21 protein-coding genes and 2 pseudogenes are annotated in these 26,494 nt (G+C 70.5%); 14 read left to right on the top strand and 9 right to left on the bottom strand.

What is annotated here, in order from left to right:
• Positions 1 to 57: 57 nt before the first annotated feature.
• Complete coding sequence (locus ACZ7N4_RS14550) at positions 58 to 705, bottom strand: HhH-GPD-type base excision DNA repair protein (protein ID WP_471358093.1); 648 nt, start codon at positions 703 to 705, stop codon at positions 58 to 60.
• Between the two features lie 37 nt (positions 706 to 742).
• A pseudogene (locus tag ACZ7N4_RS14545) lies at positions 743 to 1,470 on the bottom strand (siderophore-interacting protein).
• 84 nt (positions 1,471 to 1,554) lie between these two features.
• On the opposite strand from ACZ7N4_RS14545, the gene ACZ7N4_RS14540 reads away from it, so the two are divergent.
• From ACZ7N4_RS14540 to ACZ7N4_RS14505, 8 genes are all read left to right on the top strand, one after another.
• A complete protein-coding gene (locus ACZ7N4_RS14540) occupies positions 1,555 to 4,038 on the top strand; it encodes a penicillin acylase family protein (RefSeq protein WP_471358091.1) in 2,484 nt (827 codons plus the stop codon).
• Entirely contained in the window at positions 4,031 to 4,618 is a 588-nt protein-coding gene (locus ACZ7N4_RS14535) for a GNAT family N-acetyltransferase (protein WP_471358087.1), read from the top strand. The genes ACZ7N4_RS14540 and ACZ7N4_RS14535 overlap by 8 nt, the downstream gene beginning before the upstream one ends.
• A complete protein-coding gene (locus tag ACZ7N4_RS14530; RefSeq protein WP_471358085.1) occupies positions 4,615 to 5,091 on the top strand; it encodes a cupin domain-containing protein in 477 nt (158 codons plus the stop codon). The genes ACZ7N4_RS14535 and ACZ7N4_RS14530 overlap by 4 nt, the downstream gene beginning before the upstream one ends.
• Entirely contained in the window at positions 5,088 to 5,852 is a 765-nt protein-coding gene (locus ACZ7N4_RS14525; RefSeq protein WP_471358083.1) for an SDR family NAD(P)-dependent oxidoreductase, read from the top strand. Before ACZ7N4_RS14530 ends, ACZ7N4_RS14525 begins: the two co-directional genes overlap by 4 nt.
• Before the next feature lie 168 nt (positions 5,853 to 6,020).
• Positions 6,021 to 7,901 (top strand): copper resistance CopC/CopD family protein, encoded by a 1,881-nt coding sequence (locus tag ACZ7N4_RS14520; protein WP_471358081.1) that lies wholly within the window; start codon positions 6,021 to 6,023, stop codon positions 7,899 to 7,901.
• A 281-nt stretch (positions 7,902 to 8,182) separates the two neighbouring features.
• The gene (locus ACZ7N4_RS14515; protein ID WP_471358077.1) at positions 8,183 to 8,842 is read left to right on the top strand and encodes a hypothetical protein; all 660 of its coding nucleotides are present in this window, start codon (positions 8,183 to 8,185) and stop codon (positions 8,840 to 8,842) included.
• Between the two features lie 1,045 nt (positions 8,843 to 9,887).
• Complete coding sequence (locus ACZ7N4_RS14510) at positions 9,888 to 11,993, top strand: site-specific DNA-methyltransferase (RefSeq protein ID WP_471358075.1); 2,106 nt, start codon at positions 9,888 to 9,890, stop codon at positions 11,991 to 11,993.
• Positions 11,993 to 14,569: a DEAD/DEAH box helicase family protein gene (locus tag ACZ7N4_RS14505; RefSeq protein ID WP_471358072.1), complete on the top strand. Its 2,577-nt coding sequence runs from the start codon at positions 11,993 to 11,995 to the stop codon at positions 14,567 to 14,569. The genes ACZ7N4_RS14510 and ACZ7N4_RS14505 overlap by 1 nt, the downstream gene beginning before the upstream one ends.
• A 229-nt stretch (positions 14,570 to 14,798) precedes the next feature.
• On the opposite strand, the gene ACZ7N4_RS14500 is transcribed toward ACZ7N4_RS14505, so the two are convergent.
• A complete protein-coding gene (locus tag ACZ7N4_RS14500; protein ID WP_471358069.1) occupies positions 14,799 to 15,272 on the bottom strand; it encodes a hypothetical protein in 474 nt (157 codons plus the stop codon).
• Between ACZ7N4_RS14500 and ACZ7N4_RS14495 the strand changes: the two genes are divergently transcribed.
• Positions 15,252 to 15,476: an endonuclease domain-containing protein gene (locus ACZ7N4_RS14495; protein ID WP_471358067.1), complete on the top strand. Its 225-nt coding sequence runs from the start codon at positions 15,252 to 15,254 to the stop codon at positions 15,474 to 15,476. The genes ACZ7N4_RS14500 and ACZ7N4_RS14495 overlap by 21 nt on opposite strands.
• Before the next feature lie 175 nt (positions 15,477 to 15,651).
• Here the strand turns inward: ACZ7N4_RS14495 and ACZ7N4_RS14490 are convergent, their stop codons facing one another.
• The 5 genes from ACZ7N4_RS14490 to ACZ7N4_RS14470 all read right to left on the bottom strand — a co-directional run bounded on the left by ACZ7N4_RS14490 (position 15,652) and on the right by ACZ7N4_RS14470 (position 19,537).
• The gene (locus ACZ7N4_RS14490) at positions 15,652 to 15,837 is read right to left on the bottom strand and encodes a hypothetical protein (RefSeq protein ID WP_471358064.1); all 186 of its coding nucleotides are present in this window, start codon (positions 15,835 to 15,837) and stop codon (positions 15,652 to 15,654) included.
• Positions 15,838 to 15,927: 90 nt separating this feature from the next.
• Complete coding sequence (locus ACZ7N4_RS14485; protein ID WP_471358062.1) at positions 15,928 to 16,524, bottom strand: hypothetical protein; 597 nt, start codon at positions 16,522 to 16,524, stop codon at positions 15,928 to 15,930.
• 210 nt (positions 16,525 to 16,734) lie between these two features.
• The gene (locus ACZ7N4_RS14480; RefSeq protein WP_471358059.1) at positions 16,735 to 18,510 is read right to left on the bottom strand and encodes a tyrosine-type recombinase/integrase; all 1,776 of its coding nucleotides are present in this window, start codon (positions 18,508 to 18,510) and stop codon (positions 16,735 to 16,737) included.
• Positions 18,511 to 18,521: 11 nt separating this feature from the next.
• The gene (locus ACZ7N4_RS14475; protein ID WP_471358057.1) at positions 18,522 to 18,821 is read right to left on the bottom strand and encodes a helix-turn-helix domain-containing protein; all 300 of its coding nucleotides are present in this window, start codon (positions 18,819 to 18,821) and stop codon (positions 18,522 to 18,524) included.
• Positions 18,822 to 18,973: 152 nt separating this feature from the next.
• On the bottom strand, positions 18,974 to 19,537 hold the full coding sequence (locus ACZ7N4_RS14470) for a helix-turn-helix domain-containing protein (RefSeq protein WP_471358056.1): 564 nt from the start codon (positions 19,535 to 19,537) through the stop codon (positions 18,974 to 18,976).
• A 282-nt stretch (positions 19,538 to 19,819) separates the two neighbouring features.
• Here ACZ7N4_RS14470 and ACZ7N4_RS14465 point away from each other — a divergent pair, with 282 nt between their 5' ends.
• The 5 genes from ACZ7N4_RS14465 (at position 19,820) to ACZ7N4_RS14445 (ending at position 26,091) form a co-directional block, all read left to right on the top strand.
• A complete protein-coding gene (locus ACZ7N4_RS14465) occupies positions 19,820 to 21,352 on the top strand; it encodes a DnaB-like helicase N-terminal domain-containing protein (RefSeq protein ID WP_471358053.1) in 1,533 nt (510 codons plus the stop codon).
• 345 nt (positions 21,353 to 21,697) lie between these two features.
• Entirely contained in the window at positions 21,698 to 22,984 is a 1,287-nt protein-coding gene (locus ACZ7N4_RS14460; protein ID WP_471358051.1) for a hypothetical protein, read from the top strand.
• Between the two features lie 183 nt (positions 22,985 to 23,167).
• Positions 23,168 to 23,662, top strand: a complete 495-nt coding sequence (locus ACZ7N4_RS14455; protein WP_471358048.1) for a plasmid mobilization protein — start codon at positions 23,168 to 23,170, stop codon at positions 23,660 to 23,662.
• Positions 23,659 to 25,392 carry a relaxase/mobilization nuclease domain-containing protein gene (locus ACZ7N4_RS14450; protein ID WP_471358047.1) on the top strand — a complete coding sequence of 578 codons (1,734 nt, stop codon included), beginning with the start codon at positions 23,659 to 23,661 and terminating at the stop codon, positions 25,390 to 25,392. Before ACZ7N4_RS14455 ends, ACZ7N4_RS14450 begins: the two co-directional genes overlap by 4 nt.
• 309 nt (positions 25,393 to 25,701) lie before the next feature.
• Positions 25,702 to 26,091: a hypothetical protein gene (locus ACZ7N4_RS14445; RefSeq protein ID WP_471358044.1), complete on the top strand. Its 390-nt coding sequence runs from the start codon at positions 25,702 to 25,704 to the stop codon at positions 26,089 to 26,091.
• A gap of 92 nt (positions 26,092 to 26,183) precedes the next feature.
• Here the strand turns inward: ACZ7N4_RS14445 and ACZ7N4_RS14440 are convergent.
• Positions 26,184 to 26,402 (bottom strand): annotated as a pseudogene (locus ACZ7N4_RS14440) (SPDY domain-containing protein); the annotation flags it as partial.
• Positions 26,403 to 26,494 lie beyond the last annotated feature (92 nt).

Below are 26,494 nucleotides of genomic sequence, written 5' to 3'. Positions count from 1 at the left end.
GGGGAGCAGTGGCCATCGGGGTGGTCCGGACGGGTGAGGGGCGGTCCCCCGGTGGCCTTACTCCTCAGCGGACTTGGCGGACTTGGCGGAGGACGCGGAGGACGCGGAGGACGCGGTCTGCGCCGGCTTGGCCGCTTTCGCCGCCGCCTTCAGCTCCTGCTTGTGGGCGCGCACCTTGGCCAGGGACTCCGGCCCGGTGATGTCGGCGACGGACCGGAAGGAACCGGGCTCGCCGTAGGCGCCGGCGGCCTCCCGCCAACCGGCGGGGGCGACCCCGAGCTGCTTGCCGAGCAGGGCCAGGAAGATCTGCGCCTTCTGCTTGCCGAACCCCGGCAGCTCCTCCAGCCGCCGCAGCAGCTCGGTCCCGCTGCCGACGCCCCGCCAGACCGCCTCCGCGTCACCGTCGTAGTGCTCGACGAGGTACTGGCACAGCTGTTGTATCCGCTTCGCCATCGAGCCGGGATAGCGGTGCACCGCGGGCTTCCCGGAGAGCAGCGCGGCGAACGCCTCCGGGTCCATCGCCGCGATGTCGTGCGCGTCCAGGTCCGCGGCACCGAGCCGGTCGGCGATGGTCCGGGGCCCCTTGAACGCCCACTCCATCGGGACCTGCTGGTCCAGCAGCATCCCGGTCAGCGCGGCGAGCGGGGAGCGTCCGAGCAGCGCGTCGGCCTCGGGGTCCTGGGCGAGGTGCAGGGTGACGTCCATGGGTCGATGGTCCCGCGCGCGCGACGGCTCCGCCCGCTCAGCCCGCGCGCCAGTACCCCAGCGCGTGCACCCGCTGCTTCGGCACGCCCAGGTCCTTGCGGACGCAGGAGGCGAGGGCGCGGGTGGTCGCCGTGTCACAGGCGATCCAGATGTACGGGTGCGGGGTGCCGGCGAGGACGGCGGGCAACTCGGTGCGTACCCGTTCCAGGAGGCGGCCGCCCGCGTCCTCGCGCGGTACCGCCCGGATCTCGTGCCGGTCCGGTGCGGCGCGGCTGGGCAGCCCGGACGGCTCCCCCTCGAACCAGACGGTCGCCGGGGCCGGACCCAGCGCGCCGAGCAGGGAGTTGATCGCGGGCAGCGAGGCCGGGTCGCCGATGGCGACGAGGTGGGAGGGTGCGGGGTCGGGGTACTCGAAGCCGGTGCCCTGGACGGTGGCCTCGACGGTGTCGCCGGGCCGCGCGGCCCGCGCCCAGTCGGAGGCCACGCCCTCGTGCAGGGCGAACTCCAGCGCGAAGGTGCCGGCGGCCGGGTCGGGGTCGACCAGGGTGTAGGCGCGCTGGTGCGGGCGGCCGTCGGCGGAGAACCACAGCCGTACCGTACCCACATGGTGGGGTGGACCCCGGTCGCGGCGAGCAGTCCGCCGTCCCGGAGCCGGAGCCGCCGGTAGCGCGGGGTCACGTCCTCCGCGTCGAGCACCGTCAGCACGAAGTCCTTGGCGCGCAGCAGTCTGAGGACCGCTCCTTCCCAACCCCGCCCCTGCCCCATGACCCCTCCATCGTTCGCGTACGATTCCGCCGCAGATAACTTAGGCAAGGCTAACCTAAAGCGCAGAGTGCAGGAGATCCCCGGGTGACCATCGAGACGTACCGCGACGCCTGGGGCATCCCCCACCTGAAGGCGTCCAGCACCCGTGAACTCGCCCGTGCCCAGGGCCGGGTCACCGCCCACGACCGGGCCTGGCAGCTGGAGGTCGAGCGCCACCGCGCGCAGGGCACCTCCGCCTCCTTCCTCGGCGCCGAGGCGCTCTCCTGGGACGTCTTCGCCCGCCGCGCACGGCTCGACGACACCGCCCGGCGCTGCTTCGCCGCGCTCGAACACCGGGACCCGGAGACGGCGGACTGGGTACGGGCGTACGTCGACGGGGTCAACGAGGGCCTGCCCGCCGGCGCCCGCCGCGCACCCAAGTTCCCCCGCACCGGACTGGCCCCCGGACGCTGGCAGCCCTGGACGCCGCTCGGCGTCTGGCTCGCCACGCACATCCTGTTCGCCGGCTTCCCGGCCAAACTCTGGCGCGAGCAGGCGATACGGCACCTCGGTCCCGGGGCCGTCGGCCTGTTCGCCACCGACGGGCCCGGTACGGCGGGCAGCAACGGCTGGCTGCTGACCGGCGACCGCACCGCCACCGGCCACGCCCTCATCGCCGGCGACCCGCACCGCTTCATCGAGGACCCCGGCGTCTACCAGCAGATCCACCTCTCCTGCCCCGAGTTCGACGTCGTCGGTCTGGCCGTGCCCGGGGTCCCAGGCATCGCCCACTTCGGGCACACCGGCACGGTGGCCTGGGCCATCACCAACGCCATGGCCGACTACCAGGACCTCTACCGCGAGCGCCTGCGCCGCACCGGCGCCGGCATCGAGGCCCTCGGCCCCGACGGCGCCTGGCAGCGGGCCGCCCGCCACACGGAGACCGTGGAGATCGCGGGCGAGCCCCCCGTCGAGATCGAGATCCTGGAAACGCCCCGGGGCCCGGTGATAGCCGGCGGCCCGGAGGGCCTCGAGGCCACCGCCGCCGCCCCGCTCGACCGGCCGCGGCACCGGCCCCGGCCCCTGGACGGGACGCCGGGCGAGACGCCGGCCGAGGCCCCGGACGAGAGCCCGGACGCGGTCGCCGCACGCGGCTTGCGGGGGCTGCGGGGACACAGCCCCGCGGCGGCCGCGTCCCCCTGCGGACTCGGAGCGGCCGACGGCCGGGGCATCCCGCCGGGACCACCCGCACCCGGCGGTGAGAGCCGCACGGGTGGTGCGGTGGGGAACGCACTCCCGGCCGGAGCCGAGGTCGGGCTCGGGGCTGGAGCCCATACCGATACCGATACCGAGACGGATACCGATACCGGTGCCGATGCGGATGTCGGCACGGATGCCGAAGCCGATATGGGTACCGAGACGGATACCGGTTCCGGAGCAGAGGCGCTCGCCCTCCGCTATCCGCCCCGCGTCACGGAGGACCTCGGCTTCGGCGCCCTGCTCCCCCTCCTGCGTGCCCGCACCGTCGCCGACGTCGACCGTGCCCTGGACGCCTGGACCGAGCCGGTCAACGTCGTACAGGCCGCCGACACCGCCGGAGGCACCCTGCACCGGGTCGCCGGCCACGTCCCCGCCCGCGCCGAGGCCAACCGCCTCGCCCCGGTCCCCGCCTGGGAACCCGGCCACGAGTGGCACGGCGCGCACGAGACGCCGTACGCCCGTCCGGCCCACGACGACGGCATCGCGGTGATGGCCAACGCCCGCGGTCCGGCCGCCCCCCTCGGCGTCGAGTTCGCCCCGCCCCACCGCGCCGCCCGCATCCGCGCCCTGCTCGACACGGGCCACACCTGGACCGCCGACGGCATGCCCGCGATCCACACCGACACCCACCTCGGCTCCGCCGCACCCCTCCTGGACCGCCTGGCCGCCCTGACCGGCCTCACCCCGGCCGCCGCGGCCCTCCGCGACCGCCTGCTGGCCTGGGACCGCCGTATGGAGGCGGACAGCACCGACGCGGCGGCGTACGCGGCGGTGCGCGGAGCGGTCGTACGCCGCCTCGCCGCGCACCCGGCCCTCGCCCCGCTCGCCGAACCCCCGGCCTACCCGGACGTCCTGCTCCCCTGGCTGGCCCTCGTACCGCGCGTCGGGTACGCCCTCGAACACCTGCTGCGCGCCGAGGACCTGTACGGCATCGACCGCGCGGCGGCCGTCCGAGCCGCCCTGGAGGAGACCGCCGCCGCGCCCCCGGCCGGCCCCTGGTCCGCCACCCACCGCCTGGCCCCCTGGAGGGCACTCCCAGGGAAGGCCACGGACGGACCCGGTCTCGGCGGTGACCACGACTGCGTGCTCTGCGCCTCGGCCGTCCCCGGCCTCACCGACCGCGCCGCCCGCGGCCCGGCCGCCCGCTACGTCTGGGATCTCGCCGACCGCCGGAACAGCCGCTGGGTGGTCCCCTTCGGTGCCGACGGCGTACCCGGCGCGCCCCACCACCACGACCAGCTCCCCCTGTGGCTCAGGGGCGAACTGGCCCCGGTGATCACCGACTGGACCCAGCTCACCCCCGAACACTCCGAGGAATCCGATGACTGACCTGTACGTCCAGCACGTCGACGGCTACGGCACCGTCCGTGTCCGCGTCCTCGACCCGGAGGGCGACGCGGATCTGGTCCACGCCTGGGTGAGCGACGAACGCGCCTCCTTCTGGGGCATGAACGGCCTCACCAAGGCGCAGGTCACCGAGATCTACGCCCACATGGCCACCCTCGACACCCACCACGCCCACCTCGTCACCAAGGACGGTGAACCGGCCGCCCTGTTCCAGACGTACGAGCCCGCCGCCGACCGGGTCGGCGAGTGTTACGACGTCCGCCCCGGCGACCTCGGCGTACACCTCCTCCTCGCCCCCGCCGGCCCCGGCGGTACGCACCCCGGCTGGACCTCCGCGCTGCTGAAGGCGGTCACGGCGTACGCGCTGCTGGTCCTGGACCGCCGGCGGATCGTCGTCGACCCGGACGTGCGCAACGCCAAGGCGATCGCCCGCTTCGAACGCCAGGGCTTCCGGCGCGGCCCCGCCGTCGTTCTCCCGGAGGTCGACCTGCCCGACGTGTACCTCCCCGAGAAGCGCGCCCAACTGGCTTTCCTGGAGCGGACGGTAGCCTTCCCCGAGTGACGACGCCCGACGAGCTGATCGCGCACTACGGCCTCGAACCCCTCCCCCGTGAGGGCGGCCTGTTCCGGCGTACCTGGGCCGGGCCCGAGCGGCCCGACGGCCGCCCCGAGGGCACCGCCATCGTGGCGCTGCTCACCGCCGGCGACTTCTCCGCCCTGCACCGCCTGCCGTCCGCCGAGACCTGGCACTTCTACCTCGGCGACCCGCTCCGCCTGCTGCTCCTCGACCCCGACGGCACCACCCGCACCCCCGTCCTCGGCCCGGACCTGCGCGCCGGACAGCAGCCCCAGCTGACCGTGCCGGCCCGCACCTGGATGGGCGCGCGGGTGGCCGGGGGCGGCGCGTGGACGTTCTTCGGCTGCACCATGGCCCCCGGATTCACCTACGCGGACTACGAACACGGCGACGCGGCCGACCTCACGGCGCGTTATCCGTCCGAGGCCGCCCTGATCACGGAACTCTGCCGCCCATGACTCCCCTGCTGACAGGGCAGACCGCCCTGGTGACCGGCGCGGGCGGCGGCATCGGCCGTGCGATCGCCCTGCGGTTCGCGGAGCAGGGCGCGGCGGTGGCCGTGCACTGCCGTACGGCGCTCGCCGCGGCCACGGCGGTCGCCGAGCGCATCCGGGCGGCGGGCGGCCGGGCGGTCGTACTCCGGGCGGACCTGACCGACGAGGCCGCCTGCCACCGCCTGATCGAGGAGACGACGGCCTGGTCGGCCGGCCGCCTCACCGCGCTCGTCAACAACGCGGCCGTCCAGCCCGTGCAGCCGCTGGGAGAGATGACGGCGGGGGACTGGCGCACGGTCGTCGACACCGACCTCACCGGCGTCTTCGCCTGCACCCAGGCCGCCGCCGCCCACATGCGCGCCCACGGCGGCGGCACCATCACCCACATCGCCTCCATCGAGGCCGGCCACCCGGCTCCTGGCCACGCCCACTACAGCGCGGCCAAGGCGGCGGTGGTCGTGCACGCCCGCGCGGCGGCCCTGGAGTACGGCCCCGACGGCATCCGCGTCAACACGGTCTCGCCCGGCCTCGTCGACCGGCCCGGACTGGCGGAGGCCTGGCCGGACGGCGTACGGCGCTGGCTCGCCGCCGCCCCCACCGGCCGGCTGGGCCGCCCCGAGGACGTCGCCGACGCCTGCGTCTTCCTGGCCTCCCCGCTCGCCTCCTGGATCACCGGCCACGACCTGGTGGTGGACGGCGGAGTGACGGCCCGTCCGACCTGGTGAGCACACCGGCGTCTTTCCCCGTACCCATAGGGAGGACGGTTGCCGGGTGAGGGCGAGACGGAGGCTGACGAGGTGCTGCAGACGAAACCCCGACGACCGCTACGACCCGTACGACCTCGACGCCCCCGACGACCCGTACGACCACGCGCGGGAAGGCTCGCGGGCTCCGTGCTCCTCCTCCCCACCCTCCTGCTCGGCCTCCTGCTCGGCCTCCTCCTGGGCACGGCGGCCCCCGCCTCGGCCCACGCCGTCCTGCGCGCGTCGGCCCCCGCCGACGGCACCGTCCTGCGCACCGCCCCCCGCCAGGTCACCCTCACCTTCACCGAGTCCGTCGGCCTGCTGACCGACTCCTTCCGGATCTACGACCCCGGCAACCACCGCCTGCGCACCGGCCCCGCCGGCCACGCCCCCGGCCGCTCCGACACGGCCCGCGTGACCCTCCCGGCCCGGCTGGCCACCGGCACGTACACGGTCGCCTGGCGGGTGGTGTCGGCCGACAGCCACCCGGTGTCCGGCGCCCTCACCTTCTCGGTCGGCGAACGCACGGCCGCCCCGGCGGCCCCGCCCGCGGACCGCGCGGAGAACCGCGCCACCACGGCCCTGCACACCATCGCGCGCTACCTCGCCTACCTCTCCCTGGCCCTGCTCCTCGGCACCGCCGCGTTCACGGCGTACTGCCGCCCGCCGGTCACGGCCCACCTGCGCACCCCCGCCCTGGCCGCCACGGCCGCACTCCTCGTCTCCACCGCCGCCCTGTACGTGCTGCGCGCGCCCTACGAGGAGGCCACCGCCCCGACCACCGCCCTCTCCCTCTCCGCCCTCACCCACACGGCGGCCACCCGCCCCGGCCGGCTCCTGCTGCTCCGCCTGGCGCTGCTGCTCCTGGCCGCGGCCGCCGCGACCGTCCTGCGCCGGCGCCGGGCGAGGCTGCCGCGCCGCGTCACCCTCACGGCCGCCGGGGCCCTCGCCGTGGCCCTGTCCCTCACCTGGTCGGCGTCCGACCACGCCTCGGCGGGCATCCAGGTCCCGGCGGCGATCACCTCCTCCACCCTGCACCTGCTGGCCATGGGGGCCTGGCTGGGCGGCCTGGCAGCGCTCCTGTGGACCCTGCGGCGCACCCCGGAACCGGCGGGCCTGCCGGCCTCCGTCCCGGCCCGCTTCTCCCGCCTGGCGTCCGTCTCGGTCACGGTCCTGGTGCTGACCGGCGTCTACCAGTCCTGGCGCGGCCTCGGCTCCTTGCAGGCGCTGACGGACACGACGTACGGCCGTACCCTCCTGGCCAAGCTGGCGGCGGTCACCGCGCTCCTCCTGGCGGCGGCCTGCTCCCACACCTGGACCACCCGCCTGACCCGGTCCGCCGGCCCCGCTGCCCCTGCCCCCGCTCACCCCGCCGCCCGACTCCCCGCCCCCGTCTCCCCTATGGCCACCGCATCCACCCCCAGCCCGGCCCCCGCCGCCGCTCGCGTCCCCGGACCGGCCCCCGGCCCCCCGCTCCCCGGCGACCCGCCGGCCGACCCGCCCCCGCACCCACCCGCCACCCCCACCACTCCCGCCCTCCCCCTGCGCCTCCTGCGCCGCTCGGTCCTCCTGGAGGCGACGGCCGCCATGCTGGTCCTGGCCCTGACCACGCTCCTGACCAGCACCGTGCCCGGCCGCGCGGCGACGGAGTCCGCCCGGTCCGCGGCCTCCCCGGCGACGGGCATCCCGACCGCCTCCGTCACCACGATCCCCTTCGACACCGGCGCGCCCGGCGGCCACGGCAAGGTCCAGATCACCCTGGACCCCGGCCGGGTCGGCACCAACACCGTCGAGGCGGTGATCTACGGCCCCGACGGCGGCCTCTCCACCGTCCCCGAACTCCGCGTCACCCTCACCCTCCCCACCGGGCGCGTGGGCCCCCTGGACACCAGGCTCACCGATCGCGGCGGCTTCTGGTCCACCCCTTCCTTCACCCTCCCCCTCCCCGGCACGTGGACGATGAAGGCCACCATCCGGATCTCGGAACTGGACCAGGTGACGGTCTCCGCGCCGGTGCGGGTGACGCGGTAGGCAGGTCAGGTCATCTCCCTTTTTGGAACCGCGGCGGCGGCCCGCATTGGGTTGCCGTGCGCGTCCGGTACGGCCGTCACGACGCCGGTGACCGTGGGACTCGCCCAGGAGTTCGACATGGCGGGGAGCAGTGGCACCCACCACTACGATCTCGGCTCCTCGCAACCCAACCAGGCCCCGCTCCCGGGCCCCGGCGACAGCAGGGACGGACGCACGGACCCGGGCCGAGAGCAACAGCAGGGCCGTACGACGCACAGGTCACCCGGGAGGACGGCCGTCCGATGAACGACGCCCACGACAGCGCCGGCGGCCACCGCCGGTCCCACACCGCCGGGGCGGCCCTCGGCGCGCTGGCCCTCCTGGGCGCCCTGGCCGCGACCGGCTGCTCCGCCCCCGACTCCGGTACCGGCCCGTCCGGTGACCGCGCCGTCAGGCGGACCTCGGACGACAGGTGGGTCGAGGGCGTCACGCCGGGGTGGATGAGCGGGCACATGGGCGTCGACATCCCGGCGGGAGCCCAGGACGCGCGGGCCGGCTACCAGGTCACCTCCCGCTTCGACACCGGTGTGCTCACCTTCACGCTCACCAGGTCCCAGACGCGGACCTTCCTGGCCGCCCACCCGCCGGCCGGCGGACTGCTGGAGCCCACGGCAGCCGTCACCGACGTGCGCACCCACGACTTCAGACACCTGGGCGTGCCGGAACCGGAATCGTTGAAGAAGGGCATGCGCTACGGCTCCGTCTGCCCCGGCACCGACCCCGAGCCCACCGCGAGCCCGGACCCGCTCGCCGACCCGTATGGCACCTCGGACACCGGCTGCGTCAGCTTCTACGCCCACGACTACGCCCCGGACCACACCCGCATCTACCTCCGCGACCACTACGAGCCGGGCGTCAGCCCCCTCCCGACGACCTCGCCCAGGTCCTCATCCGGCCACTGACCGGCCTCCACAGCCCTTCACCGACCCGTTGACCGGCCCGCACCGGCCGCAGGCCGGGGAGGGGCCTGACGGACATACGCCAAGGGCCGGCCACTTCGGGATCCGGCCCTCTGGGCCGGCGGATACGAGATCGAACTCGTGAGGGGTCGCCCCGCATGCGCTTCCCACTGTGAGCGTGGCGGTACGAGGCGTCCCTCGGAGTTCGCGGGTCAGGTCAGAGCGGTGCGTGCACGCCGGTGAACAGTGGCGGCCGTCGGTGCGCTGGACGAAGACCAGGGCGAAGCGCCCGGGCTGCAGCGGGAAGACGTCGAGCTGCGCCGGAAGGGGCGTCTCCTCGATGCCCGCCACACCGCCGCGACCGTTCTTCTGATCCCCGGCGTCCCGGATGACGTGCGCCCGGTAGAAGAAAGTGACGGGAGTCACGCTCCGGAAAGTCGTTCGGCAAGTCGGAGAGGCGCTCCGGGCGCCGCCCGGCACCGAAGAGCATTCCGACTGAGACGGGAGCCGGGGCGGACAACGTCGAAGGGCCCCACCGCGAACGGTGGGGCCCTTCGACATCGTGCCCGGTGAGGCACTGGCGGAGGATACGAGATTCGAACTCGTGAGGGGTTGCCCCCAACACGCTTTCCAAATGTTCGCCTGAGGGTCCGGGAGTGATCAGGAGTGTCCTGACCTGCGGCGGAGCGTGATGCTGGGCAGTTGCTGGTCGGCACCGGACGGGGGTGAATGCAACCAGAACTGCAACCAAGCCAGGCTGCTTCGGCTGGTCAGAGGGAGCGGACTGGTGCGCTGCGCGCCGCCCAATGTGCCGGTACCCCTCTGTCCGGATGTACTCCTAAGGGCACTGCATGGGGGCGACGCCAACGTGGCTCGAAGGGGGCTACGAGAACCAGACGGAGCCCCGGGCATGGGTGCGCCCTCGTCGTCAGCTCTGCGGCATGCGTGCCTCGTGTGACCAGACCAGTCCTGAGGGGATTCGCTTACCGGTGCGGTAGGAGTACGACAAAATAGGCTGCGTCACCTTCAACCTGCAAGGGAACGCTGCATGCCCTCGAACTCGACGCCCCGACACCAGGGGCGCCTCGAACTCACCTGGACCGACAAAGACAAGACGCTCCTGTCGACCGGGGACGGCAGGTACGACTACACCTTCGTCGACCCGTCGGACTACCGGGTCTCCGAGGTCCGGCTCCTCCACGAGGTCGATCGAGTCGAGGCACCGACGCCCGTAGACCGTCCCGCAGACCTCCCAGTCCCGACCCACGACAACCTCCTCATCACCGGCGACGCCATGCACGTGCTGGACGCGCTCGCCAAAATTCCGGCATACGCCGAGAAGTACCTGGGTCGGGTCAAGTTGGTGTATATCGACCCTCCGTTCAACACAGGTCAGGCGTTCACCAACTACGAAGACAACATCGCGCACTCGATCTGGCTCACCCTGCTGCGAGACCGGATCCGCCAGATCAGGCCGCTGCTGGCGGATGACGGGTCCGTGTGGGTGCACCTCGACCATGCGGAATCGCACAGGTGCCGAGTCGTCCTCGACGAAGAGCTGGGGGAGAGCAACTTCGTCGCCGAGGTCGCCTGGCAGAAGGCGGACTCACCCCGAAACGACACCAGGCTGCTTTCGACGTCCCAGGACACGATCCTGGTGTACCGAAAGTCCGAGTCCTGGACTCCAAACAGGATGCCCAGGCTTGCCTCCTCGAACACGAGCCGCTACCAGTCACGTGACGGAGACCCCGTGCCGTGGCGCGACGGGGATGCCACCGCCGGCAAGGCGGCCACAAACCATCCCATGGTCTATGCGATCCAGCACCCCGTCACCGGGGGCCTTATGTACCCGACAGCGGGCCGCTGCTGGGGAAAGGCGCAGTCGTGGATGCTGCAGCAGATGTCGGAGTATGCGCCCTACGAGCTGCGTGACATTGGCGACGAGGCAGAGCGCGCACGCATCTGCGGGACAACCCCAGACAAGGTCAAGGCCGGCGTTCCGGCGATCATGCTGGCGGTCCCCGTAGAAGAGGCAGCCAAACTCGCCCGCGCCCGTTACGACGCTGGGCACTGGCCCGACATCGTGATGCTCGGCCTCCGGGAACGCATCCAGCGCAAGAAGCACCTGGAGGACAACGGCCGCGTTCCCGAAACACTCTGGCTGGGAAGTGAAGTCGGAGGAAACCTTCGCGGGAAGATCGAGATCAAGGCTCTGTTCCCCGACGAGCACCCGTTCGCGACGCCCAAGCCGGAAGCGTTGTTGGCCCGCATCATCCACATCGCCTCTAATCCCGGCGACATCGTCCTGGACTGTTTCGCCGGATCAGGCACTACTGCAGCTGTCGCCCACAAGATGGGCCGCCGATGGGTGACCAGCGAACTGCTGCCTGACACCGTCGCCAGATACACGCTCCCCCGGCTCACCAAGGTCATCAATGGCGAGGACCCGGGCGGCATCACCACCGTCACCGAGCGCGTCTCGGCAGTCGGTGACGACGAGGACGGCGAGCGCGGCCTCCCCGACGGAATGACGCCAGACGAGGCACACGAGTTCAACCGGCTGCTCACCAAGGTCACCAAGGCCGCCGGGCCAGAACTCGACGCCGGCACCATCAAGGCCCTTAAAGCAGCCACCAAGACCAAGAACGTCAAGAACGTCAACTGGCATGGCGGAGGTAGCTTCACTCACCTCCAGGTCGGCGAGTCCATGTTCGTCGAGATGAGCGGCATGGTCCTCCTGGCCGACTGGGCCGTCCAAGGCGCTCTGGCCGAGGCGATGTGCGCACAGCTATCCGTCCCCTACAAGCCAGAAGACATTTTCGCAGCCAAGCAGGGCCGCTCCCGTTACGTCGTCATCGACGGCATGGTCGGCACGGGCACTGTCGCATCCATCGTCGACAGGCTCGCCGAGGACGAGGTCGTCGAGGTATGGGCCACCCAGATCCAGGACGGTGCCGCTGAGGCGTTGAAGCAGGCCCGCCGCGGATCGCGACTCGAACTCATTCCGGACAAGGTTCTCGACAACTACCGGCGCAAGTCAGCCCGCAAGTCGCCGTTCGGTGCCGGTCGCTCCGCGGTGCCGTCGCCCCGGGCCACCGATGAACCGGCCGAGACCACCACCGTTGCTTCCGCGACCGAAAGGGAGACCGCCTGATGGGCCAGTTGCAGTTCCAGCCCGAACTTCTGGCCGAGGTTGCTCACCGCCTCGACCTGCGTGAGCCGAACCGCAAGGCCATCGAGTCGGTGATCCTGCGTACCTCCGACCACTACGACGTGCAGGAGAAGACCGAGCCGTACGAGTGCATCGTGGACTCGGCCACCGGAGTGGGAAAGACCTACGTCATGGCCGGGCTGATGGAGTACCTGGCCGGAGCTGAGAACCCGGTACGCAATTTCCTGCTGCTGGCGCCCGGTCGGACAATCCGAGACAAGTCGGTCCTCAACTTCACTGCCGGCAACTCGAAGTCGCTGCGGCACATGCTGCGATCCAACCCGTACGTCATCACAGCCGACAACTTCGACGCGCAGGCCACACGCATTGCGATCGACGATCCGACAGTCACGAAGCTCTACATCTTCACCGTCCAGGCCCTGACCTCGGCTACAGGCGAGGGCCGTGCAACGCACGTGCCTCTGGAAAACCTGGGCATGTCCTTCTTCGACCATCTCGCGCGGCTCGATGACCTCGTCATCTTGGCTGACGAGCACCACTGCTACCGAGGGCCGGCGTTCTCCCGGACCATCCGAGACTTGAGGCCGGAACTCGTAGTCGGCATGACAGCCACGCCCGTGAGAGTGGACGAGTCCCTCGTCGCATTCCGCTACCCGTTGGCCGCCGCTATCGCTGACAAGCTCGTCAAGACTCCCGTGATGGTGGCCCGTCGCGACGACCGCTCTGACGTGGAGACCAAGCTGCTCGACGGCGTCAATCTGCTGCGCTACAAGGGTCAAGCCGCCGACGCCTACTGTGATGAGAACGGCCTGACCCGTGTGAACCCGGTAATGCTGGTCATTGCTCGGAGCATCGAGGAAGCAGAAGAATTTCAGGCAGTCCTCGATTCTGGCAGCTTCGACGGAGGCACGTGGGTCGGAAAGACGCTCCTGATTCATTCGAAGTTGACCGGGGATGCCAAGGAAAAGGCTCTGGCAGATCTCCAAGCCGTCGAGGACCCTGACTCGCCGATCCGTATCATCATCAGCGTCGGCATGCTGAAGGAAGGCTGGGACGTCAAGAACGTCTATGTGATCGCCTCCATGCGGGCATCGGTCTCGGAAGTCATGACCGAACAAACGCTGGGCCGCGGTATGCGGCTCCCGTTCGGCAGGTACACGGATGTCGAGATCCTCGATACGCTCGAAATCCTGGCCCATGAGAAATACAGCGAGCTTCTGGAGAAGCGGAAGGTCCTCAACGAGGCGTTCATCGACTACGGCACCTATGCAGAAGTTCGGCGACTGTCCGATGGCAGCTCCGTAGTCCGCCAGAAGACGGTAGAGAGTGACGCGGAGGTCATTGGACTCCCCGAAAGTGATGCTCGACCGCAGGCCGCCAATACCAGCCAGCCTCAGGGGGCCGCAACCAGCCAGACGGGAACGATCCCAACTGTGCAGGATCTGGCGACGGTAGTCCCCCCTCAAGGGACCTCCGCGCCAGGTGCGTCGAATGGGCCAGGCGTCGTGGACGTGGAAACCCGCACGCGGGAGGCAGCGGAGGCTGCCAAGAAGACCTCTACGGCGGTTCGCTACGACCCGCTGCCTGACCGAGAACCCATCCTGATTCCAAAGCTGATCTCGGTACCGCAGTTCGTCGCGGTCAGCCTTAACGACATCGTCGATTATGGCCCGTTTGAGCGGCTCGGCCGCACCCTCACCGCCGACTATTCCGCCGAGTTGAAGCGGACGAAAATCGTCGCCAGTCACGACGGGCGTAAGGTTACGACGGCGACCGAGACGGCCAACGACACAATAGTCTCCGCGTTGCCGCTCGAAATCCCCCTCTCGGTTACGAGGGAGGCGCTTGTCCGTCGCGTTATGTCCGTCAAGGGTGTACCGAACCGTAAATTGGAAGTTGGGGCTGCCGAACGCATCGTGGACCACCTCATTGAGGCGATGGGGGAAAAGGCGGCAGACCACCTCTCCGCTTTTGTTGACCGGTGCGGCCAGCGTCTCGCTGCTGAGGTGGCAAAAACCCTTCGAGACGTTACCCAGGCCCAGGTCACATACGACGACGACGTGGAGCTTGTTGCGCTCAACAAGACACGCGAGACGCGTAAGCGCCAAGTGGCCGGCCACGCCGATGGGTCGTTCGATAAGGCGATCGCATTCAACGGCTGGAGCAAGAACCTCTACAGCCATGCCTGGTTTGACACCGCACCGGAGTTCAAGGCAGCCAACGCCATCGACAGCGGCACGAAGGTGGTCGTGTGGGCGCGGCTGCACATCAACGATGTACCCATCAAGTGGACCTCAGAGGGGCGCGAATACAACCCTGACTTCGTCGTCATCGAAGAGGTGGACGGGCAGCGCATCGGCTGGCTTGTTGAGACGAAGGCAGACAAGGACATGACCTCTGCCGAGGTGGTTGCCAAGCGCAAGGCAGCCCGGAGGTGGGCCAACACCGCGAACTCCTCACCTGACGTCGACATCACGTGGAAGTACCTCCTTGTGGGCGAGCAGGATGTCGAAGATGCGCAGGGATCCTGGGAGTTCCTGAAGGGCTTCGGCCAGTAGGCGGAACAGCATGTAGCCGGGCGATGGACGCTCGTCGCCCGGCTACGAGAGCTGCTTCTCCGCGTACACGATGGCCGTGAAGGAACCCTCAGTCAGGCCAACGAGGCCACCAAGCAGGTCCGACGACCTTGCGGCTCGATCTCTGTAGGGCTGAGAGCCCGGTGTCAGTGGCAGGTGGTGTGATTGGGTGCATCGCCGTTCGTCGTTGCCTGCGGAGGCCCGTATGAGTTCACGCATGCTGCTTCCTCCTCCACGCGAGCCCAAGAACACACCAGAGCGAGCGCGACACCTCGCGCTGCTTGCGCGGATCAGCAACGAGCAGCGAGAGGCTGGGCTGCTCCCTGACGAAGTCCGGTGTGGCCGGCCTTTGGCAGATGGTGTCCGGCTCTGCAAGTCCAGGCCAGTGCCGGGCCTCGCCGGATGTGCACGCCACCTCGACGACGAGGAGTGGCAGGACACTGTTGACTACCCACACGCGTACTTCCGCGACGTCTACGGGGGCTGCAGGCCCATGACTGTCAAGCAGCAAATCGAGCAGAGGCTCGGGGAGGCTCAGCCACCCGCCTGCCACTCGTGGCCTTACCTCAGAGCGGTACCTCTGCCTGATGAAGACCCGGTCCTGCTGTTTGTCGGTTGGCACGCTGACCGCTGCGCAGGTTGCGGTCACCCCTTTCACGGAGACGTGGTGGTCGATCACTGCCACGAGTCCGGTGAGGTTCGCGGACTGCTGTGCAGCAGGTGCAACACCGCCGAGGGGACTGCGCCGCCGCGGCACCCTCGATGGTTCCGGTACCGGGCTCTTCCGCCTGCGCTGATCCTCGGCTTGCGGCTTCAGTACGGAAAGGCGCTGCGCAGGGGCATCGATAAGGCCCTCGCCAGTGCGAAGGACTCGGCAGAGCACGGGTAGGCACGCCGTGACCGCTGTGCAGCTGGGGCACAGCGCCGCGGTTACCGCGTCCGCCAGGTAGACCGCCGGCTCCGTGAGCCGGCGTCTTGGGTGCCTGGTGGCGGTCCCGCGTCTCTGCGAGACCGCCACCAGCGTTACGCGACAAGCGCAGGCTGCGCCCGGCTTCCTGCCTTGGTCAGCGACCCGACCTCTCCCACAGCCACACGATCACCGTGGCGGCCGTGCAGCCCAGCGCCTTCGCCAGGTCGTTTCCGACACCGGCGTCGTAACCGGCCACATAGCCGGCAGCGACAGCGGCCACCAGCACGTTGAGCCTGGGCGGTCGCTCGCTTCCGGCCAGGAAGACGCGCATACTGGTCACGGTTCTTCTCCTCATTCGACGGGTTGGACCATCCGCCGGAGCCCGGAGATCTGTGGTAGGTGACACGGGGTCCGGCGGAAGCTTTTTTGGCTATGGCTCGTCGCTGCTGCTCTGTTCCAGCGCTGGCGGCTCCTCGGAGAGGTCGGCGCTGACCATTGCACCGAGCTTCGCCGCGAGTTCGCGACGCTGCCGGTCCGGCAGGCTGCGGTATGCCCGCCATGCCAGTTCGGCCGGCGAGCTAGGTCGGCGGTCCATCGCGATCCAGGCCAGGAGAAGCGCCCGCTCATTCGGGGAGAGCTTCTCCATGCGCTCCCAGGCTGCTTCCGGATCCTGCGCTCGCAAGACGCGGTCTGGCGCCAGGATCCGCATCTCCGCCATTTCGGATCGCCGCTGCTGAACGCGAGGCGTTCGTCGTGCGCCAGGCTCCCAGACGGGTTCGCCGGCTCGGACGAACCGACACTCGTGCGGCCTGAGGAGCGCGTCGTCTCGGTTGGTCGCGATCTCCCAGCCAAGGAGCCGCAGGTCGCGGACACGACGGTCGATCTGCGCCACGTCGGGGAAGGCTGCCCGCAACTGCTCTTTCGTGTAGATGTTGCCTTCGCCCACCTCGCTGACCAGCCACAGAGCGGCTCGGACCATCGTCCCCATCTTCTGGTTGGTCCAGTCGGGCAGCTCGGCTTCTGCCATCACGTACACCTCCTCTGGCCGCCTTCGTAACCCCAGTAAATCATATTCGGCGTGGTTCGGCGACTTTTTCGGCGAGATTCGGCGAGGTTCTAGGCGGAGCTAGGCGCGGGTGGGCGCCTAGCTCCGCCGTGCACGTCGGAACACGCAAACCCGGTGGGGTGTCGACCTATGGCCGACGCCTCACCGGGTTTCGGGGGTAAAAAGTGACGCTTAGTCCGGGATATCTCCGTACCTCTGCGGGTTCCTGGCGCGATCCACAGCCTGTGCACAAGCTTCGGTGAACGCCACGGCAACAGCTGCCTCGTCGGTGCCGCGGACTTGCGCCTCGACTTCCTGGCCAGGGCGGCGGCTGGTGTGCCAACGGACCGGCAGATCCGTGTAGAGGTCGGTCTCGAACTCCCAGGCAGGAACTGACCGTTGCTCGTCGCCGCCTACGTTCAACCGGATCCCGCCGGGCAGGAAGGCGGCATGGGCGTGATGAACGATGCGGCGGTCGGGCATGCGGTCGCGAATGGCCGACAAGCCGCCGGCCCCTTCGCTCTCCCACCTGTGCCGTGCCCACTCCTCGACTCCGACCGGGTGGCCGGGGTGGTCCGATCCCCACTGAGAGACTACGGATTCGGCATGGTCACGGTGCAGGAACGGGACACGGCGCTCGCCGAGGCGCGCGACGTACACGGTCGCCTGACCCGATGCAGGGTTGCGGCTTGGGGCAGGCAGAGAGCCGCCCTTCGGCGGTCGGATCGCCTGCGTCGCCGCACCCCACAACAAGCCCCCGACCTTCGCAGCCGTCTGCTGCAGCACGGGGCTGGTGAGGTGCTGGTAGCGACGACGCATCCGTGCTGACTTGCCGGGCTCCCAGCCCATGATGCGGTCGACGACCGCGTCGGAAACGCCGAGGATCAGCAGCACGGTCGCGGCGGTGTGACGGGCGTCGTGCAGGCGGCCGTCGCGGACCTTCGCTGCCCTCAGCAGGTCCTTCCACCGATGAAAGTCGGTGTTGGGGTTGAGCGGCTCGCCAGTTGGTGAGGTGAAGACGTACCCCTTCTCCACCCACAGATCGCGAGCACGCATCCGCTCGCGCTCCTGCTGCTCCTTGTGCAGACGCAGCAGCTTCAGCAGCTCTTCTGGCACACCGATCGGCCGTTTGCCGGCGCGGGTCTTCGTGTCCTTCGTCTCCCGCCGGATGTTGATCTTCTGCGGGCAGTAGCCGGGCTTGCGTCCGCACTTGTCGCCGCAGCCGTGCTGGTAGCGCGGCCGCAGGCGGCCACGGCGCACGAGGATGACGCCCGCGTCGAAGTCGACGTCCTCCCACTTCAGGCCGAGGACCTCGCCCTGGCGGAGACCGAGGGCGAGCGCGATGACCCAGCGGGCGGTATTGCGGTGCTTGTCCGCTTCGAGGAGGAGGCGCTGGACCTCCTCGACCGTGTACGGCTCGACCTCCTCCTCTTCGACCTTGGGGGCCTTGGCGATGGAGGCCGGGTTGGTGGTCAGGTGGCGGCGCCGTACGGCTTCGTTCAGTGCCGTATGGGCCGTGCGGTGCGCTTGGTGAGCGGTGCCGGCGGCGCTGCCGTTTGCCTGCATCTTCTGGTAGAGGCGCTCCAGGTGCTCGGGCTCCAGCTTCTCCAGGCGGTGGGCGCCCAGACCGGGGATGAGGTGGCGGTAGACCGCCACGCGGTAGCCGTCGATGGTGTTCTCGGAGACGCTGGGCGCGGCGATGTTCTCGACCCAGTGGGTCAGCCAGGTCTCGACGGTCCAGGACTGGCCAGCCTTTGGGACGCCCGTCGAGTCGCGCTGCCTCTCCATCTCGCGCACGGCCTTGGTGACCTCGGGGCGAGTCTTACGGCTGATGTGGCGGCGGTCAGGGTTGCCGTTGTCTTTGACGCCGACGGTGACGTAGCCGTGCCACCGGCCGTCCTTCCCGAGGAAGATCGAGGAGGCACCGTTGGGCTGACGGGACGTGCGGGGCTTCTTCGTCTGTGCCATGCGCGCCCCGCTCAGGCCGCAGCGCCGAAGTCTGTGGCCCGGTAGCGGCGGGCTAGGAAGTCGCCGAGGGCCTCGGCGGGTATGCGGCGCAGACTGCCGATCTTGACGGAACGTATCTCCCCGGACGAGACGTACTCGTACATCTTCGTCCGGCCGATGCCGAGGCGGCGGGCGGCCTCCTCGACGGTCAGTCCGACGAGGGTGGGGTCGCCGGGTTCGTCACCCCGTTCGGCCATCAGGGCGCGCAGGGCCCCTTCGGGGACGCCGAGCAGCTGGGCGATCTGGGTGACGGGCAGGGGGAACTCGGGCAAGAGGGCTCCTCACCCCGGTCACGTATGGAGCGCCAACTCCGCAGGGACCGGTCGTGGTGGTGGGTGGTTGGGCGGTTGCGCAGACGCGCGTGAGGATGTGCCCGCGTGAGGGCGCTCGGTGTTCGCAGCACCGAGGCCCCTGCGGCAGGTGGCTATTTGTCAGCCGTGTTGGGGTCTTTGGCCGCCGGGAAGTAGTCGCCGAGCCAGCGGATCAATCGGCCGCTGGCTCCCTTGTGGCGGTGGAAGTCGCCGTTGGATGCCACGTCCAGTTCGTGGGCCAGCAGGTGGCGGACCATGAGGTCCTGGTCGGGATGGGCCTGGGTGTACTCCTTGAGCTGGTCCTGGACGCCGTCCATGGACTTGCCCAGGGCGCGCCATTCCTTCCACAGCTCGACGTACTGGCCGACCAGCCGACGGACAACCGGGTTGGCCATCTGCCCTGGTGGGCTGGCGAGTTCGTCGAGGGTCATGTCGAAAACCTTGCAGAAGCCGAGCGCCTCGTCCGTGTTGATGCGGCGGCGTGGCTTGCCGCTCTCGATGCGCCAGATGGCGGACTGGCCGATGGGGTGGCCGGCCTCGGCCATCTTCTCGGCCAGGGTGACCGTGCTCCAGCCGCGCGCCTCGCGTTCCAGCTTCACGCGCTCGGCGATGTTGTCCTCGACCGGTGGCCGCGTGTTCGCCGCGCGTGCTTCGTCCTCGCCCTTGCCGCTGGTCATGCTCACCTCCTCAGTCGCGTTGGTCGTCCGGGCGGGGCCGTAGCTGTACGGCCCCTGGGGTACACAACTAAACATCATTCGCGAGCCGAATGCAAGTAGATGTTTCCCGAATGCGCTGGTAGGATGGTGCCGTCCACCGGTGAACACAGGCGGACAACGCAAAAGCCCCCGGTGCTGCGAACACCGAGGGCGAAGCGGAGATCCTCACAACCGCCCAACCATGACGATCTGGACCGGTGGCCGGAGTTGGCGCTCCATATGGCCCGCCGGGAGAGGAGTCCTATGGCCCAGAGTACGGGCCTCACGTCGGACATGCCATCCCACTTCGAGTACGGCCCCCTGCCGTCTCCGAACGATCCTGGTCCGGCTGTCTTCAACCTGGACGCCGAATGCGCGGTGCTCGGTGCCTGCATGCACCACAGCCATGTCATCGACACCGTGCGTCCGGTCCTGGGCGACAGTGCCTTCTACCGGCCCGCGCACGACACCATCTGGCGCGCGATGCTCGCCCAGCACCGCGAGGGCAAGCCGACCGACCCGATCGTCCTGACGGAACTGCTCGAGCAGCAGGGCGACCTGAAGCGTGTCGGCGGTCCCGCCTACCTGCACCAACTCGCTGGGGCGCTCTACGACGCCGGCAGCGCGGAGCACCATGCGGAGATCATCCGCAAGAAAGCCGACCTGCGCCGCCTGCTCGCGTCCGCCGTCCGCACCGTGCAGCGCGCCCAGGAGCCGGGCGCCGACCCCGACGCGATACGCAGCGAGATCGAGGCGGAGGTGCGCGCCGAACGCGAGCGTGCACTCACCTCTGGCCACGGCCGCCTGAACCGCTTCGCCGTGGACGGATGGCACTTTGTCAAGGAGACGGGTGCGAACGCCGAACCGCTGTGGGGCACGCGTGAGAAGACCGTCTGGGCGCCGGGTGAGAGCCTGATGATCGTCGGCGCACCGGGTGTCGGCAAGACGACCCTGGCCCACCAGGTGGTCTTCGCCCGCCTGGGACTGCAGGAGACGGTCCTGGAGATGCCGGTCGCCCCGAGCCGACGGGTGCTCTACCTGGCGATGGACCGCCCGAAGCAGATCGCCAAGGCCATGGACCGCCGCGTCTTCGCCACCGACGAGAAGATCCTGCGCGAGCGTCTCGTCGTCTGGCAGGGCCCGCTGCCCGCCACCCTCGACAAGGAGCCCGACCTCCTCGCCGACCTTGCCGCCGCGCACCGGGCCGACACCATCGTGATCGACAGCCTCAAGGACGCGGTCAGCACGATGGTCGACGACAGCCTGGCCGTCGCCTTCCACAACGCCCGAATGCGCGCCCTGCGCAACGGCGTGGAGATCATGGAGCTGCATCACCAGCGCAAGGCCACCGCCGACGCACCACGCGGCCAGCGCCCCAGCCTGGACCAGGTCTACGGCTCCACCTGGATCACCGCCGGTGCGGGCAGCGTGCTCTTCATCAGCGGCCGGGCAGGCGACCCCGCGGTCACCCTGCACCACCTCAAGACCCCCACCGGTGAAGTCGGCCCCCTGGACGTCACACACGACCACGTGCGCGGCACCACCACGGTCGACCCCACCAAGGACCCCGCCGTCCTGCTGCGCAACGCCCCAGGCGGGCTGACCGCACGCGACCTGGCGGCCGTCCTGGTCGGCGGTGAGCCCGAGCGCGCCGACGTGGAGAAGGCACGCCGCCACCTGGCCCGCCTCGTCGACAGTGGCCTGGCCACCAAGGCCGATGGGATCGCCGGAGGAGCCGGAGGCGGGCAGCAGACCCGCTACTACGCCTCCGCACGCCACCTCACCGCCGTCGGCTGACCTCCTCGCCGGCCCGCGCCAAGCGTTCACGCGACCGTACACGCGGCCCTCAGGCGTAGACGCCCCGGAAATCCGCTCACGGCGTCCACGCTGACCGCAAAACCGCAGGTCAAGCGATCACGCGAGCGCCCACGCCGTACACGCGCCAGGGCGATCACGCGCGGGGCCCCCTTTTAGAAGGGGGCCCGCGTGCACGCCCCCTGCGTGCACGCCCCTCACCCCTGCACCACAAGCCCCACCGCACCACCCCTGGAGAGACCTGACGTGCCCTCCCCTGCCCCGACAAACCCGGCCACCGAAGGCGGCACTGCCTCGCTCCTGCCGCACTGGGCTCCCAGCCCCGCGATGGCCGTGGCGCTTGTTGCCCTGCTCGGCCTGGTCGCCCTGTTCACCGCGTGGATGAAGCGCTGGCAGCACCGCTGGCCGTCCGGCACCAACCGCTGGCGCGGGGCCGTCGCGGTGCCGGTCGCGGCCGTGGCCGCGCTCGGCTGCACCGCGTACAGCGCGGACACCAGCTGGCGGTTCGCCGCCGACTACCTCGACATGGGCGGCACCGCCGAGCGCGTCGCGATGTTCGCCGCCGCCGAGCTGGCCCTGTTCGCCACCGCCCTGATGGCCCGGCAGAACCTCAACGGCCCGAAGCAGGCTCCCGGCCTGCCCGGCATCCTCACCTGGGTTATCACCGCCGTCCAGGTTCTGCCCGCCTACGCCGAGTCCGGGCTGGTCGGTGGCACCGTGCGGGCCTTCGTCGGCCCGGTGATGGCCGCGATGCTGTGGCATCTGGCCATGGGCATCGAGCTGCGCCACCGCACCCCCGACGCCGCCTCGCACAGCCTGGCTGCCGTCCTCGTCCGCCAGGCCCGCGAACGCCTCCTGGCCCGGCTCGGCATCGCCGACCAGGACGCCGATGCCGCCCGCCTCATCCGCGACCGCGCGCTGAGCGAAGCCGTCGCCCTGATTCTGCGCGCCGAGTCGATGACCGACCGCCAGCGCGGCAAGCGACGGGGCCGACGTCTGACGGAACACCTGCACGAGGCCCTGGAGCGGGCCGGCGTCGACGGGGATCCGCTCCAGGACGAGCTGCTGCTGCGCAAGCTCGCCACCCGCAAGCAGGCCCTCGGCCTCGCCTCCATCACGCTGCCGCCGCGCTGGGAAGTCCCGGCCTGCAACCCCGCCTGGGAAGGCGGGCACAGCCGCCCGCGCTCCGTCCGCCCGGAAGCACTGCCGCGGGCAGAGGACGCTGCCCGCCCACACCCGTCAGAGCCGGGTGACGACGAGGTGCCTACGGCTGCCCGCCCGCAGCCTGCCCGCCCGGGTCCCGGGCTGTCCGCACGGGCAGAAGTCGAAGACAGCCCGGCGCCGACGGGCAACAGCGCGGGCAGCGTGTCGGGCAGGCGCGAGCGGAAGGGGGCTGCCCGGAAGAAACGCGACCCTGGCAAAGCCCGTGCCTCCGACGAGGTCATCCTCAAGCACGCTCGCCGCATCTATGAGGAGACCGGCAGCGTCGGCCGCGACCGGGTCGAGGACGCTCTGCGCGCCGTCGGCTACACCGTCTCCAGCGACGGCGTCGGACGAGTCGTCCGTGAGTTCAAGGCTCAGCTCAAGGCAACGGCCGGCGATCCGCTCCGCTGATCGTCGCAGCACCAGCACTCCCAACCAGACCCCGACCCGAAGGGCCCCATGCACACCCCGCACAACGAAGACCGCACCACCCACGAGGAAGCCCCGCCGATCACCCCTGCCCCGTCGCCAGCAAGTTGGAGGTCCGGACACTCCCCCGCGGGGGGAGCGCCCGAACCCGACCCCGCCCCGGGGGTGGCGGGGCCCGTCCGGCACCAGGGGGCATCGGACGGGAAGGCTGCGACCGAGGGCGGACCGCAGCCAGGCAAGGCCAGCCGCAAGGACAAGGCCAGGAAGGGGAAGTCGCGTCCGCGTGACAAGAAGCAGCGCCCCGCCCACAGCGTCCGCCTCAACGAGCTGGAACTCGCCATCATCCAGGCCGGCGCCGACCACGTCGGCATGAGCGTGGCCGGGTTCATGGCCCACTCCGCGCTGGCCGCCGCACGCGACCAGTCCCGCACCGCAGCGGCCATCGCCACCGAGCGAGATGTCCTGACCGCGCTGTTCGGTGTGCGCCGTCAGCTCGGCTGGGCAGGCGGCAACGTCAACCAGATCGCCAAGGCCCTCAACTCCGGTGCCGTCGGCGCACCTCACTTCGCCGCCGCCCTCGCCGACCTGCAGCGTGCCGCACAGGCCGTCCAACGGGCAGCCGACAGGGTCGCCAACGGGCAGGAGGGCGAGACAGCTTGATCCCCAGGATCCACCAGCAGGGCAGCAACACCCTCGGGCTCCTGCACTACCTGTACGGCAAGGGCACCCACGAGGAGCACATCGACCCCCACCTGGTCGCTTCCTTCGACGGCATGGCCCCCGACCCCGGCCGCGACCCCTCGGTCACGAAGAAGGACCTCCAGCACCTCCTCGACCAGCCCCTGTCCCTGCTCGACGCGGGCCAGCGTCCCGACAAGCACGTCTGGCACTGCTCGGTGCGCGCCGCGCCCGACGACCCGATCCTGTCCGACGAGCAGTGGGGCGACATCGCCCGCCGCATGGTCGCCGCCACCGGCATCGACCCCGGCGACGGCGCCGGCTGCCGCTGGGCCGCTGTCCGGCACGCCGACGACCACATCCACATCATCGCCACCCTCGTCCGCGAGGACGGCCGCCGCCCCGACCACCACCGCTCCGGAAAACGCGCCCAGGCCGAGTGCCGGCTGATCGAAAAGGAACTCGGCCTGCACCAGGTCGCGCCCGGGGACGGCACCGCCGCCAAGCGCCCCACCAGCGCCGAACGCCGCAAAGCCGAACGCCAGGGCCGGGAGCGCCCTGCACGCGAGGAGCTGCGGGAGACCGTACGGCGCGCGGTCGCCGGCGCTGGCAGCGAGGGGGAGTTCTTCGACCGGCTGGCCGCCGCGGGCCTGCTGATCCGCAAGCGCATCGCGCCCTCCGGCGACCTGCTCGGCTACAAGGTCGCGCTGCCCGATGACCGCAACGGTGAGAAGGAGCCGGTGTTCTACGCGGGCTCCACGCTCGCACCTGATCTGTCCCTGCCCCGCATCCGCGAACGCTGGACGCTTCCCGCCGAGGACGCTTCGGCGGACGGCTCTGGGCGGGAGCAGCCCGTTCTGCCGGAGGTGACAGGTCCCGCGTTCGCGCGGCGTCGGGCCAGCGCCGCTACCTGGCAGGCGTTGTTGGTCATCGACCAGGGCGACGACGGCGCGGCAGCGGCGCAGATCGCCGCTGCGGGTGAGGTGCTGGACGCGCTGGCCAAGACCTCCGCCGCCCACACCCGCGCTGAGCTGCGCGAGGCGGCCTTCGTGTTCGAGCGGGCCAGCCGCTCCCACATCAGGGCCGTATGCGGGCACGACCGCGCCCTGCGCCAGGCCGCCCGCGACCTCGCCCACAGCGGACCCGCCCTGGGCCGCGGGGAAGACGGCGCCACCACCGCCATGCTCATCGACATGGCCTTCTTCCTCGCCATCGCCGCAGCGAACTGGCACGCGAAGAAGGAGCACGCGCAGCAGGCCGCCGCAGCCCAGCAGGCAGCCGAACACCTCCGCGCCGCCTACCAAGCCGCAGCAGCCCAGCCGATGGCCGTCCTCCGGCAGCGAGGCCAGCGGTTGGCGCCGCGTGTTCGGCAACGGCACGCCGCCCTGCTCCAACAAGTGCTGCCGGAGCTGGCCGAGCGCATCCACGCCGAGGCCGGCTGGGCCGCCTTGGCCGCCACCCTCGACGACGTCCGGAAGGCCGGCCACGACCCGGCCGTTCTGCTGGCCGACGCCGCCCGACGACGTGAGCTCGACACCGCCGACTCCATCAGCGACGTCCTGGTGTGGCGCCTGCGCCGCAGCGCCCACCTGCTCGCCCTACCCGCAAGCCCCGACAAAACGGCCACCATGGGCACTCGGCGCACCGCGCCCCCGGCGCCCGTCACGCAACCGGCCACCAGCGCCGTGAACGACCCCAGCCGACGGCGCTGACCAGCGAAAAACGGGCGGAACATAGCCGACGATCGGCGGTTGGCCAAAAGCACGATCCTCCGGACGATTGGTGCCGAGAAGCCCCACAACATGCCCTTGGCACCCTCGTCCCCACCTCAGTCAAGCGCGCGTCACCCCCGCCGCCCGCCCACGCTCAGCAACCACCCTCCCGCGAGCACCCCGGTTCTCGCAGCCCACACCTCCTCGACCAAGGCACCCGCACGTCATGCCCCGAGCACCACCTGCCAGCTCACCCCGAACCGCTCACCAGCACAAACCGATCTCACGACACCACACAAGGAACCACCCGTGCCCTCCTCTATTCGCCCCGAAGTCGTCCTCCTCATCACTAGGTTGGACTTCAGTCACCCCGACATCCGGACGCGCCCGTACCACCGCGACGGGCGCCCGTTCACCCGCGCCGAGCGCGACCTGCTGGTCACCTTCACCCCGGAGGAAAAGGCCGCCGCGCAGGCGCAGATACAGCTCGAAGCCGAATGGCAGCGTGAACTCGACGACATGAAGGACGCCTTCGTCGACCTGCTCATGAAGTACTTCGCCAAGCTCCCCAAGGGATCCGTGGTCAGCGATGCCGTCGCCATCATGACCGACGAGGACTATGCGGAGTTCGAACGCCTGGCCGAGATCGTCACTGCGGAAGACACCCTCGAATTCCGCGCTCTGCACGAAGGAAGCTGACCGGCCGCACGCCAACGGCGGCCCACCCGGAGGGCTTACGAAGCCGGGCCTCCCCTGGAGGGGAGGCCCGGCTTCTATGCGTTGGATGGCCCTCAGCTGGCTGGAGCGCGCAGGAGCCGATCGCGTGTGCTCTCCGGCAGTACCCGGCGCAGGACCGGGGCGCTGGAGCTGAGGGAGTCGGCGAACGCGGCGACGAGGTCGTGCGGCACGCTGCTGCTGAACGACGCGGCCCACAGGTAGCCCGCGCCGAGTACCGGCGCGGCCCACGCCTGCCACCCGGCCAGGGCCGCCTCGTCCGCCTCAGCCACTAGGACTTGTCCGGCCGATCATGCCCGGAGCCAGATGACGAGGGTTGCGGCGGTCGCGGTCCCGAGGAAGACGTAACCGCGCTTGTCGTATCTGG

Source organism: Streptomyces sp. NPDC107654, from assembly GCF_055639035.1.
Note: the sequence above shows the minus strand (reverse complement) of the source record. Positions and strands in the feature narration are given on the sequence as shown.

Coding starts and splice junctions, on each gene's coding strand:
- ACZ7N4_RS14550 (WP_471358093.1), bottom strand. CDS start 705: ATGGACGTCACCCTGCACCTCGCCCAGGACCCCGAGGCCGACGCGCTG.
- ACZ7N4_RS14535 (WP_471358087.1), top strand. CDS start 4,031: ATGACTGACCTGTACGTCCAGCACGTCGACGGCTACGGCACCGTCCGT.
- ACZ7N4_RS14525 (WP_471358083.1), top strand. CDS start 5,088: ATGACTCCCCTGCTGACAGGGCAGACCGCCCTGGTGACCGGCGCGGGC.
- ACZ7N4_RS14515 (WP_471358077.1), top strand. CDS start 8,183: ATGAACGACGCCCACGACAGCGCCGGCGGCCACCGCCGGTCCCACACC.
- ACZ7N4_RS14510 (WP_471358075.1), top strand. CDS start 9,888: ATGCCCTCGAACTCGACGCCCCGACACCAGGGGCGCCTCGAACTCACC.
- ACZ7N4_RS14505 (WP_471358072.1), top strand. CDS start 11,993: ATGGGCCAGTTGCAGTTCCAGCCCGAACTTCTGGCCGAGGTTGCTCAC.
- ACZ7N4_RS14485 (WP_471358062.1), bottom strand. CDS start 16,524: ATGGCAGAAGCCGAGCTGCCCGACTGGACCAACCAGAAGATGGGGACG.
- ACZ7N4_RS14480 (WP_471358059.1), bottom strand. CDS start 18,510: ATGGCACAGACGAAGAAGCCCCGCACGTCCCGTCAGCCCAACGGTGCC.
- ACZ7N4_RS14470 (WP_471358056.1), bottom strand. CDS start 19,537: ATGACCAGCGGCAAGGGCGAGGACGAAGCACGCGCGGCGAACACGCGG.
- ACZ7N4_RS14465 (WP_471358053.1), top strand. CDS start 19,820: ATGGCCCAGAGTACGGGCCTCACGTCGGACATGCCATCCCACTTCGAG.
- ACZ7N4_RS14460 (WP_471358051.1), top strand. CDS start 21,698: ATGGCCGTGGCGCTTGTTGCCCTGCTCGGCCTGGTCGCCCTGTTCACC.